Source organism: Achromobacter sp. (genome assembly GCF_050285585.1).
Taxonomy (GTDB): domain Bacteria; phylum Pseudomonadota; class Gammaproteobacteria; order Burkholderiales; family Burkholderiaceae_B; genus Achromobacter.
This window is the reverse complement of record NZ_JBLZXF010000065.1, coordinates 1-10,226: the sequence shown is the minus strand read 5'-3', so window position 1 is coordinate 10,226 and position 10,226 is coordinate 1. Positions and strand designations below refer to the sequence as shown.

Here is a 10,226-nt window from a genome sequence, read left to right as displayed (position 1 = left end):
AGCTGCGCGCAGAGCGTGACCGCACGGCTTGGGCGACGGACGGGCGCGAAAGCGCGTCGGTGCATTGATGCGGTCATGCGGCTTCCCGCGCCGGCGCATAAACCGGCTTCACGAACAGGTCGGGATGAGCGAGGCGAACCTCGGCAGGGATGCCGCGGCGCTTCCAATTGCTAACGCGCTGGACCGCGCCGGGCTCGTCCAGGATCCCCATCAGCTCAGCCACTTTCGTGGGGCCGCCGTGGCGATCGATGATTTCGGCATGTGGGTGCAAGTCGTTGTCCATAGGGGCTCCAAGTTCCCTCAATTAAACACCATGTTTATTTATTGGTCAACGTGATGTGTATCAACGGATCGTTGAGCACGGCAACAATCGCGCCATGAAACCTATGCATGACCAAATGGCCCGCCTTTACGAGGCCGCCCGCGCGGCTGCCCGCCTATCTGGCGATGCCGATCAAAGTGAAATGGCGCGCCTGCTCAACGTTGCGCCGCAAAATGTGAACAACTGGGAAAAGCGAGGTCCGTCTAAGGAAGCGCTTCTGGACGCCCAGGCGGAATTCGGCGTCAATGCGACGTGGGTTACGACAGGCACCGGCCCAATGTTCGTTGGCGGATCGGTACCCGCCATTCACGCCTGGCCATTTCGCAGGTTGGACATAGAACGCATCGAGCGGCTAAGTGCCGCAGACCGCGCATACGTTGAAGGCAAGCTGGAAGCGCTCGTGGAATCTATGGAGGCGCGCACCGATGAGCCTAAAAGCGGAGCAAATAACAAAGTCGCGTGAGGCGCCACGCATTTACCTCATCCGGAAAGACGGCCTGCCGGTGAAGGCCATCGAAATTGGAGTTCAATATGGCTCTAGACGACGCATACCAAAAGCAAATTGACCAGGCCACAGCGAATCGTGCGCAACTGCCTCCAGTGCCGTCTCCTGCTACTAAGCAGAATTGGACCGAAGCGCAGACATCGCCGGAGCCTGGCGCCTGGCAGCACTGGTATGAATTCGGAGCGATCTGGCTGGTGCTGCTTGTCGTGGGCATAGCCGTCGCTGTGGCTACGAGGGATCAGGCGCATGCCGGGCTCAGGTGGCTGCGCCGTGGGCTACTCATTTGGGCCGGGGTATGCGCGGTTGGCGCTATCGCATCTGTTCGTAGGTCCGATCCTGACTATGCCACCTGGATTGCTATATCAGCGTGGCCGCCCATTCTCCTGCTTGCGTTGCTTGCTGGTTTTTCATATTGGCGAAGGCGCACCGCTTGACCACAACCGCCTCCGGGCGGTTTTTTTGCGCCCAGAATTAAACACGGTGTTGACACTCAAATAAACGTCGTGTTTAATCACTCCCATGCACTCACAACCCGTGAGCAACAGGGAGAACACGATGGACTTCACGGTTTGCCATATCAACCACGGCGCAATCGCCGTTGACCATGTCAAAGCCGCCAGCGCGGACGAAGCGCTTGAACAGGCTCAGCAGCGCGGCCTGATTGACCCCGTCGTGTTCGCCGGCCACATCGTGGCGCAGGCCTCTGCCTAACCCCACCCGCCCCGGGTGCCGGGGCTAGGAGACACCATGTCCATCATCTTCGACGCGACCACCGCCGAGCAGGCCATCAGCACGATGCAGGCCTATGGCGGCACGTTCATCAAGCAGCTTGCGCACCTGTGGTGCCTGGCTGACCCGGTCAACCGCGGCCGCCTGCAGCTGGCTTTCCGCGCTGAGTTCGACAAGTACGCCGAGGACGCCAAGATCCTGAAGCACTACCAGGGCATGGCGCGCGAGGCGGAATTGGCTGCGAGGAACTGAGCCATGAACGCCCGCCCTGAAATCCGCCTTTCCCCCGAGCAGGAACTGCGCATGGACCTGACCTGGGATGTCCGCATGGCGCTTCGCCATGGCATGCAGGAAGTCGTGCGCTACTGCGGCACCGGCGAGAACCGCCAGCCCGCCGCGCATGCGGTCTACGAGGACAGCATCGGCGATCCGGCGCTGACCGAAGCCTTTGAGGCGGTGGCCAAGGCCTATGCCCTGGGCGACACGTTCGGCCGCATCGGCGAGCTGTTCACCAAGTTCATGGACGGCGCCAGCGCGCACTACGTCGAGACGCTGGCCGACGCGATCGAAGATCCGGATCGCCAGTTGGATGTGTCGTTTGAAGAGGCGGTGCGCAAATGATCCGCCGCCTCCTGCGCGACCGCGACGCGCGCCTGTCCGCTTTCATCGTCGCCGCTGTGCTGACCGCTCTGGTCTTCGGCTACGGCGAGCGCCAGCAGCGCGACGAATCCACCCTCACCGCCTGCGAAGGCTGCGGCAAGACTGCCGTGGCTGCCAAGGAATGAACATGTACATCACCAAGACGCTCGGCCGATACAACTTCGCGAACACCGCTGAGAAGCAATGGTGCGTGCAGATGCGCATGCCTGACGGCAAGGGGCTGTCTGAGACCTGGCCTGAAGACGAAGAGCCAGACATCGACGGCGTTCCCCCCAGCCAAGTACTGGACTTGATCGAGGAACGCCTCAAGTCCTACTGGATCAGCACGAGGCGCGACGAGACGCTCGCTCGCATCGCAGCGTACCGCGAGCAATCCGAGCAGCTGGACGACGCCTGGGCGCGGCTCCATATCGCGGCCTACGAGCGAAAAATCAGATCGCTTGAGAACTATCTCATCACCGAATCGGACGCAGCATGAACGCCATCACCGAAGCCGTGAGCCTGATCGACGCGCCGTGCACGATCGACGGCCAGGACATCGAGGCGTACCACCGCGGCGCCGGCATCAGCAAGACCGGCCTGGACCACGTGGCGCGCTCGCCGGCGACGTTCTACGCCCTGCACCTGGACCCGGCGCGGCCGCCCGAGAAGGAGCGCGCCGGCCAGCTCGAGGGCCAGCTCGCGCACTGCGCCATCCTGGAGCCGGCCGAGTTCGACAAGCGCTATGCCGTGCTGCCCGCCGACGCGCCGGATCGGCCGACCGAAGCCATGCTCAACGCGAAGAACCCCAGCGAGAGCAGCATTGCGCGCCAGAAGTGGTGGGCCGAATGGAATGCCGAGAACGCCGGCCGCCTGGTGATCACGCACGACCAGCGCGAGACCGCCTTGCGCCAGGCCGAGAGCGTGCGCCGCCTGCCGGACGTGGCTGAGGCGCTGGCCGCCGGCCGGCCCGAGGTGTCCGCCTACTGGATCGACCCTGACACCGGCGTGCTGTGCCGCTGCCGTCCTGACTGGGTGCATCCAGCCGGCGACAACGGCGTGATCCTGCTGGACGTCAAGACCTACAGCGACGCCAGCCCGGCCGAGTTCGCCCGCCAGATCGCCCGCAAGCGCTACCACGTGCAGGACGCGTTCTACAGCGACGGCTTCGCGCGCGCCAGCGGCCTGGAAGTGCTGGCCTTCGTGTTCGTGGCCGTCGAGACGGAATGGCCCTATGCGGCCAGCGCTGTGATGCTGGACGTGCCTGGCCGTGACGTGGGCCGCATCCAGTACCGCCGAGACCTGGACGTGTACGCGCGCTGTCTGGCCTCCAACGAATGGCCGGGCTACGGCGCGGCCATCCATCAAGTTTCCCTGCCCGCCTGGGCATCCAAGGACTGACCATGAACCAGCTTGTCACCCAACAGAACGAATTTTCCAACATGGTGGCCAACACCGGCATCGAGACGGCATCGGCCGCCGTTGCCAGCCAGGCCAAGGCGATGGTCGAGGCGCGCTACATCATGGCGATCCGCCGGCCGCGCGACATGGACGTGGTGCGCGAAAAGATGCTGAAGGAGTGCCGCCGCCCGTCGTTCGCCGCGGTCGCGCGCTACCAGAAGCCGATCGGCCGGGACAAGAGCAAGTGGCCGTCCGGCCCCTCCATCCGCTTCGCCGAGGCCGCCGTTCGCAACATGACCAACATCACGGTCGAGACGATGACTGTCTACGACGACCGCGAGAAGCGCATCGTGCGCGTGACCGTCACCGACCTGGAGGCCAATGTCCCCTACGCCCAGGACGTGACCATCACCAAGACCATCGAGCGGCGCCAGCGCAAGGAAGGCGACCAGGTGCTGCGCACCCGCACCAACAGCTACGGCGACACCGTCTACATCCTGGAAGCCACCGACGACGACATCATCAACAAGCAGCAAGCGCTGATTTCGAAGGCTGTGCGCACGCTGGGGCTGCGCCTGATCCCCGGCGACATCGTGGACGAGTGCATGGAAATCGTCATGGAGACGCAGGAACGCGCCGACGCCGAAGACCCGGACGCGGCCAAGCGAAAGCTGTTCGATGCATTTTCGGCCATCGGCGTGCGCGCCGAGCAGTTGAAGGAATACCTCGGCCACGACGCCGGCACGCTGGACCCCAGCGAACTCAAGGACCTGCGCGCGCTGTATGCGGCGATCCGCGATGGCGAGGCGTCATGGCGCGATGCGATGGAGGCCAAGACCGGCGAAGCGGCCAAGAAGCCCGGCACCACCAGCATCAAGGACATCAAGGGCAAGAAGGCCGCCGCTGAAGACCTACCGGCCGCCGACGCGCCGGTCACCTTCAACCCCACGCCCATCCTGCAGCAGATCACCGAGGCCACCACCATCGACGCCCTGGACCTGGTCGCCGACGGCTTCCGCGACGCGCCGGATGAGCACTACGACGCGCTCAAGAAGGCCTACGACAACCGCCGCGCCGAGCTGGCGCCGGCCGCCTAACCCCTCCCCCAGCCCTAGGAGCAATCCCGCATGTTCTCCATCACCGAGCAAACCGCCCGCCTGCAGGTCACCAACCGGCTTGAGAAGCACGGCCAGTCCAATGTGCCCGCGATGACGCTGCGCCTCACCTTCCGCGCGCCCAACGACATCCTGTCGGAAGTCGATTCCACGCTCAAATCGTCGCTCTATCGCCGTCCGCATCCTGGCGAGAACGACATGGCCGACGAAGCCGACGAGCGCATGCAGGACCCCAACTACCTGCCGCGCCTGCGCCATCCCAAGATGAAAAACAAGGTGGTCATCGACGAGAAGATCGTCGGCGCCGAATTCACCTTGCACTACGGGCTGGGCGGACCCAGCGACACCGTGCTGGACGACGTGAAGGTCGACAACTTCCAGTTTGATCCACAGGACGGAGGCACCGTCGAGTGCTCCATCGACATCGACATGGTGCCGAGCGAGCAGGCAGCGGGCCGGATCTTCATGCAGAACGGGCAGGACATCGTCTTCTCTGTGACGCCTCCCGAGGAACCGCAGGCATCCCTGGGCCTGGATCAATAACCCTTTCGGCCGGCCCGGCGGCGGGACTCCCTCCCCCATCCGACCGCTGCCGGTGCCCGGCCTCCTTATTCCGAGAACGACATGCCCAAGATCATCGACGTCATTGTCCAGCACTCGCCCTACAGCGGGGGCAAGCCGCATTACTGCCTCGTCGTGGATGTCATGCCCAAAAAGGTCTACACGCGCTACGGCCAATACTTCATCGCGCACGACGACGGCTTCTATGACTTCCTGTCCGGGCGCGAAGGCAAGGGCGATGCGTTCGCTGGCCGCGAGTTCCACATTCAGATTGACGACGGCACCACCTTCCACTGCCAGGGTCAGGTGTGGTCGTCCGGACATGGCGGGCATGTCTCTGAGCGCACGGTGGAGGTCGGCATTGCCACCCTGGAAGAGCTGGGCAAGTGCTACGTGTTCTTCGCCGGCACGGTGTCCGCCGCCAAGTTGCAGGCCTGGCTCGACAGCAACACGCCCAGCGGCAATTACCGCAAGTACGACCCGAAGCACACGGTGGAATGGCTGGACAGCGTCTTCACATCCGGCAGTCGCCCAATCGGCATCAAGCGCGCCCGTCAGCTGCGCCGCCGCGGCGTGCGCATCTTCAAGGACGACGCCGGCCGCCGTAGCTGGTCGCCCTACTACGAGCGCCGCAAGGCCGAAATCATCAAGGCGAACGCGCAATGATCCCCGCCATGAACCGCGAGCAGCGCCGCATGATGGAAAAGCAGCAGGCCCGCGTGCGCGCCACGCGCCGGCCGCGTCCCGAGCGCCTGCCCATGCTCATCAAGACCCAGCAGACCCTGGCGCCGCTGGAAGCGATCATCGACCAGATCGAGCGCGACGGCACCGTGGCCACCGATGACCGCGGCGTGCCGATCTTCTACTGCATCGAGGACGGCCAATGGTATGCCAGCGCGCCGGCGCTCGTGGGCATGGCCGACTTCTTCGACATGTGGGCGACGCGCCACGGCAGCCAGTTCAAGGCCACGGCCCTGCGCCAGCTGGCCAAGCGCCTGGAGGTGGGCATGCCCGTCGACGCGCCGCTGCTGACCGCCCTGCACGCTGAAATCCCCACTCTGCGCAGGATCGGCGCCGGCCTGGACCAGGACGACGCCACCGACCTGCTGCAGCAGACCCGAATCCTTGCTGAACTGGACGCCGCGCGCGCCACCGGAGCCTGACCATGTTGAACATCCCCGCCGGCTGGAAGCCGATTAGTTCTGCTCCGAAGGACGGCACCGAGATCCTGGCGTGGCGCAGCGACTGCGGCCAATTCATTGCCAGCTACACATCTGCCGATTCGTTTCCGATGACCCAGGACGAGCTTGACGCCTGGGACGAGGAAACGCTGTTCGCCAAGGATTGGTTCACGCAGTGGCCCCAGGCCTACCGGCTGGAAGGAATCGAAGTGCCCACCCACTGGATGCCGCTGCCCGCCGCCCCTGCCGCCGCACCATCCCCTTCAGCGCCTGGGGATGCGCAGGACGGCGTTACCGTGCTGCCGGACGGCAGCGCTTTCGCCCTGGCGTCGTTCCCGCTGCCTGCAACCCATTGGTTGTATGCGGAGCGCGAGTACGCGCCTGGCGCCGAAGAACCCAAGGAGCTGCCCGCCCCGATCCTGACGCACGCTCAGCGTGACGCAGTGGTGGCCGCCGTCCGCTACGCGGTGCGCGGCGCCACGATGTGCGGCAAGGAGCCGGACTTTGACCCCGATGCACTGGTTCAGAACGCCGTGTACGCGCTTTGCGGCCCGTATGGCTCTGCCGCTCCCGCTGCTGGCGATGCGCTACCGACGATCAAAGGCGCGGCGATCACTGGCGGCTATGTCGTCGTGACGCCGGCCGGTTGGGGTGAGGATAAGCCCCAAAAGGTGCGCGACGCCATCCTGCGCCTGTTCCCGGTCAACCCGGCGTACACGCCGAAGTCGGAAACCGCCCTCGCCACCCAGCAGGGAGAGGCGTGATGGACGTTGCCGTGTTGTTCGCCCGCCAGGACAGCACCTACAAGGCTCTGTCGGGCGTGGACGTCTACGACATCGACCGGGACGCCAGGACGTTTCAAGGCGGCATGCCGGTGGTGGCACACCCGCCTTGCCGGGCATGGGGCCGACTTCGGGCCTTCGCCAATCCTCGCCCGGACGAGATGAACCTTGCCCGCCTGGCCGTGGCCCTGGTACGTGAGTTCGGCGGCGTCCTGGAGCATCCGGCCGGCAGCACGCTATGGGCTGCCCAGATGCTGCCGCTTCCTGGTGGCGCCCGCGACCAATACGGGGGCTGGACCTTCGCCGCCCCGCAGATGTGGTGGGGCCACAAGGCCGAAAAGGCGACGTGGTTCTACATCGTCGGCGTTGCGCCTGCGGATATGCCACCGGTCCCGTTGGTGCTGGGCGATGCAACCCACGTCGTCCAGTCGAGCAAGCGCCAGGACTGCCGCCCGCATATCACCAAGGCAGAGCGCGAGCATACCCCCCCCGAGTTGGCCGCGTGGCTGGTCGAGGTAGCGCGGCGCTGCCGCATTGAGAAAAGGATCGCAGCATGACCAACCAGAACAACGCCGCCCAGGCAGCAGAGCAAGACCCGCTGAGCGACGAATACGTCAACGCAGTCATCCAGCGGCACGGCTACCAAAGCCCCGAAACCGTCATAGCCCGGCTCTGGCAGTGGATCGGGCGGACCGGCGGCGAGAACGGCGTAACCCTGCTCATGTACGAAGCCCACAAGGCGCTGGTAAAGCTGCGCGCCCCTGTAGCCGAAATCCACGTCGGCGTGAGTGCTACCGGGCGAGACGCTACCATCTGCATCATGCAACCGCACGCGGACGGCAGCATCACCACGATCTATTCCGCAACGCACCCGCTCGGCGACAGCATGGGCCGCGCCGCCCTGGCAAGCGCCCCTGTAGCCGACGAATCGCCCATGGCGAAGGCGGCCGAGGCTCTGCGGGAGAAAGCACGCCAAGAACGGCAGGCTTATCAAGATCGCCGCGAAGCTGACCGGGTAGCAAGCGCCCCTGTAGCAGATGCCGCACCAGAATATACCTACAGCGATGACGGAAAAACCGTAACCATGACGAACAGGGATCGCGCGCCCAGTTATCAGGCAAGCGCCCCTGTAGCCTCGCTGCCCAGTCAGACTCGCTGGCCCGTGCTTCGCGCCATGAGCACAAACTACACAGCGGGCAAACACGTATGGGATGCCTTGGATGCCCAGGCGTGCGCGAAAGGCGCTGAAGAAATTAAGCAGTTGCGAGCAGCGATTTCCGCCCTGGCAAGCGCCCCTGCTCATGGTGACGCCATCGACATATCCCGCGAACGTGTCGATGAAACAGCGAATGATCGACATGAGGTAGGCGCCCCTGTAGCTGGGGAGGCGCAGCCGGTGGCGGAATGCGAACGCTGCGGTCTTGCGCCGGAGGACCATACGGCATTGCACTGGTGCGACAACCAATCGTTCAGACTCGGAGACGCCGTCCAGCTTGGCGCCGCGCCCCAGGCCAGCGAGGCGGTGCGCGATGCCGGTATAGCGGCATCGGAAGATGTGGCGCTGCCGCCTCTGCCGTCCCCGCCAGAACATCGTGGCCATGCCATGTTCGCCGGGTCGCAGATGCAGGCCTATGCCCGCGCCGCCGTTCTGGCCGACCGACAGCAGGACGCTATTGCATGGGAGTCCACCACGCCCGCGTACATCAAGTTCATCACCGACAGCCGCTACCGGAAATTCAGCCCGGCCGTGCGCAAGTGGTATCGACCCTATCGGTGCTCGACTTGCGCCGCCCTGTCCGCGCAACCGGGCGCGCAGAAGGAGAGCGGCAATGCCTAAGTCCTATCAGCTGGATATCGAGAACGTAGGCAACGACACCTATATCCTCATGTCGCGAGGCCACCACGATCCGCACGAGTTCATGCGCCAAGCGCGCGCCGACGGCTACGCATGGCCGCTTGGCATGCCCAAGCACTATTGGACCAAGCGCGTGCCGGCCGCGCCGCAGTCTGGCTATACCTGCCATTACGTGATGGTGGAGCAAGGCACACGCGGAGCCTTCCCGACCACCTACGCGCATGAGGCATATGGTGCAGACCAGTACGAGGCCCTATGCGCCCGGGCCCACCCCGACCACAAGGACGGAGGCGCAAATGGCTGAGCCCATCGTTCCCATGGATTACGTGTACGGCATGAAGGTGGTCGACATCGGCGACCTGCGCGTGGCGCGAGGGAAGTCGCGCCGCGCTCCCTCGACCTGCAAGCATGTGCGGCTGGCGTTCGACACCGACGAGCGGCGCATCTACTGCCAGGATTGCGAATCCGACGTGGACCCGTTCGACGCCTTCCTGCAACTTGTCGAGCGACACCACTTCCTAGACGCGAAGGCTGACAAGCTGCGCGAGGATGCCGCGCACACCGTCATCAGCCGCGCGGCCAAACGCATGGACGCGGCCTGGCGCAGTAAGACCATGGCCCCGCTCTGCCCGCACTGCACGAAGGCGATCATGCCCGAGGATGTGGTGAACGGCGTAGGGATGACCAGCAAGGAATGGGAGGTGCGACGCCGCGCCGCCCGCGCCACCCGCGCCACCGACAACAAGGAGCAGTAATGGCACACGCAGCCCAACACCAAGCACCGGCCGCGGCGCCGAAGTTTCTGTACCGCATCGCCGACGTGTCGCACGCGGTCGGCCTGTCCAAGGGTGAGATCTATAAACGCATCAGGGCCGGCACGTTTCCGAAGGGCACCCCCATCAGCCGCCAGGTTGTCGTGTGGAACCCTGACGATATCCGCCGGTGGGCCGAAAAGCAGTTTGTACCCTCAGATGTACCCCCAGGGGACAAACAAACCACCTGATTCCTCCGAGAGCCGCGCCAGTCGCGGCTCTTCTGTTTTCAGCGCATATTCCCGGTAGTAGCAGCCGATCCAGCGGTTCGAGCGCAGGGCATGGTAGGACTGCGTGTCCAGGGCACCCCAGCGGCCGTCGGGG

General features: G+C 64.8%; 18 protein-coding genes. 17 read left to right on the top strand and 1 reads right to left on the bottom strand.

What is annotated here, in order from left to right:
• Positions 1 to 73: 73 nt before the first annotated feature.
• Positions 74 to 283 carry a hypothetical protein gene (locus ACN6PJ_RS30420; RefSeq protein ID WP_427999382.1) on the bottom strand — a complete coding sequence of 70 codons (210 nt, stop codon included), beginning with the start codon at positions 281 to 283 and terminating at the stop codon, positions 74 to 76.
• A gap of 103 nt (positions 284 to 386) precedes the next feature.
• Here ACN6PJ_RS30420 and ACN6PJ_RS30415 point away from each other — a divergent pair, with 103 nt between their 5' ends.
• The 17 genes from ACN6PJ_RS30415 (at position 387) to ACN6PJ_RS30335 (ending at position 10,093) form a co-directional block, all read left to right on the top strand.
• Positions 387 to 785, top strand: coding sequence for a helix-turn-helix domain-containing protein (locus ACN6PJ_RS30415; RefSeq protein ID WP_427999381.1), 399 nt, complete (start codon positions 387 to 389; stop codon positions 783 to 785).
• 597 nt (positions 786 to 1,382) lie between these two features.
• The gene (locus ACN6PJ_RS30410; protein WP_427999380.1) at positions 1,383 to 1,538 is read left to right on the top strand and encodes a hypothetical protein; all 156 of its coding nucleotides are present in this window, start codon (positions 1,383 to 1,385) and stop codon (positions 1,536 to 1,538) included.
• A 36-nt stretch (positions 1,539 to 1,574) separates the two neighbouring features.
• The gene (locus ACN6PJ_RS30405; RefSeq protein WP_192355041.1) at positions 1,575 to 1,808 is read left to right on the top strand and encodes a hypothetical protein; all 234 of its coding nucleotides are present in this window, start codon (positions 1,575 to 1,577) and stop codon (positions 1,806 to 1,808) included.
• 3 nt (positions 1,809 to 1,811) lie between these two features.
• Positions 1,812 to 2,177 carry a hypothetical protein gene (locus ACN6PJ_RS30400; protein ID WP_427999379.1) on the top strand — a complete coding sequence of 122 codons (366 nt, stop codon included), beginning with the start codon at positions 1,812 to 1,814 and terminating at the stop codon, positions 2,175 to 2,177.
• Positions 2,174 to 2,341 carry a hypothetical protein gene (locus ACN6PJ_RS30395; RefSeq protein ID WP_427999378.1) on the top strand — a complete coding sequence of 56 codons (168 nt, stop codon included), beginning with the start codon at positions 2,174 to 2,176 and terminating at the stop codon, positions 2,339 to 2,341. Before ACN6PJ_RS30400 ends, ACN6PJ_RS30395 begins: the two co-directional genes overlap by 4 nt.
• A 2-nt stretch (positions 2,342 to 2,343) precedes the next feature.
• Complete coding sequence (locus ACN6PJ_RS30390) at positions 2,344 to 2,694, top strand: hypothetical protein (protein ID WP_427999377.1); 351 nt, start codon at positions 2,344 to 2,346, stop codon at positions 2,692 to 2,694.
• Entirely contained in the window at positions 2,691 to 3,596 is a 906-nt protein-coding gene (locus ACN6PJ_RS30385) for a PD-(D/E)XK nuclease-like domain-containing protein (protein ID WP_427999376.1), read from the top strand. The genes ACN6PJ_RS30390 and ACN6PJ_RS30385 overlap by 4 nt, the downstream gene beginning before the upstream one ends.
• A gap of 2 nt (positions 3,597 to 3,598) precedes the next feature.
• On the top strand, positions 3,599 to 4,693 hold the full coding sequence (locus ACN6PJ_RS30380) for a hypothetical protein (protein WP_427999375.1): 1,095 nt from the start codon (positions 3,599 to 3,601) through the stop codon (positions 4,691 to 4,693).
• Positions 4,694 to 4,723: 30 nt separating this feature from the next.
• Complete coding sequence (locus ACN6PJ_RS30375) at positions 4,724 to 5,254, top strand: hypothetical protein (RefSeq protein ID WP_427999374.1); 531 nt, start codon at positions 4,724 to 4,726, stop codon at positions 5,252 to 5,254.
• An 81-nt stretch (positions 5,255 to 5,335) separates the two neighbouring features.
• Positions 5,336 to 5,938 (top strand): hypothetical protein, encoded by a 603-nt coding sequence (locus ACN6PJ_RS30370; protein WP_427999373.1) that lies wholly within the window; start codon positions 5,336 to 5,338, stop codon positions 5,936 to 5,938.
• On the top strand, positions 5,935 to 6,435 hold the full coding sequence (locus ACN6PJ_RS30365) for a hypothetical protein (RefSeq protein ID WP_427999372.1): 501 nt from the start codon (positions 5,935 to 5,937) through the stop codon (positions 6,433 to 6,435). Before ACN6PJ_RS30370 ends, ACN6PJ_RS30365 begins: the two co-directional genes overlap by 4 nt.
• 2 nt (positions 6,436 to 6,437) lie before the next feature.
• On the top strand, positions 6,438 to 7,217 hold the full coding sequence (locus tag ACN6PJ_RS30360) for a hypothetical protein (RefSeq protein ID WP_427999371.1): 780 nt from the start codon (positions 6,438 to 6,440) through the stop codon (positions 7,215 to 7,217).
• Positions 7,217 to 7,792, top strand: a complete 576-nt coding sequence (locus ACN6PJ_RS30355) for a hypothetical protein (protein WP_427999370.1) — start codon at positions 7,217 to 7,219, stop codon at positions 7,790 to 7,792. Before ACN6PJ_RS30360 ends, ACN6PJ_RS30355 begins: the two co-directional genes overlap by 1 nt.
• Entirely contained in the window at positions 7,789 to 9,072 is a 1,284-nt protein-coding gene (locus ACN6PJ_RS30350; RefSeq protein WP_427999369.1) for a hypothetical protein, read from the top strand. Before ACN6PJ_RS30355 ends, ACN6PJ_RS30350 begins: the two co-directional genes overlap by 4 nt.
• The gene (locus ACN6PJ_RS30345) at positions 9,065 to 9,394 is read left to right on the top strand and encodes a hypothetical protein (RefSeq protein WP_427999368.1); all 330 of its coding nucleotides are present in this window, start codon (positions 9,065 to 9,067) and stop codon (positions 9,392 to 9,394) included. Before ACN6PJ_RS30350 ends, ACN6PJ_RS30345 begins: the two co-directional genes overlap by 8 nt.
• Positions 9,387 to 9,845, top strand: coding sequence for a hypothetical protein (locus ACN6PJ_RS30340; RefSeq protein ID WP_427999367.1), 459 nt, complete (start codon positions 9,387 to 9,389; stop codon positions 9,843 to 9,845). The genes ACN6PJ_RS30345 and ACN6PJ_RS30340 overlap by 8 nt, the downstream gene beginning before the upstream one ends.
• On the top strand, positions 9,785 to 10,093 hold the full coding sequence (locus ACN6PJ_RS30335; protein WP_427999366.1) for a helix-turn-helix transcriptional regulator: 309 nt from the start codon (positions 9,785 to 9,787) through the stop codon (positions 10,091 to 10,093). Before ACN6PJ_RS30340 ends, ACN6PJ_RS30335 begins: the two co-directional genes overlap by 61 nt.
• Positions 10,094 to 10,226: the final 133 nt, after the last annotated feature.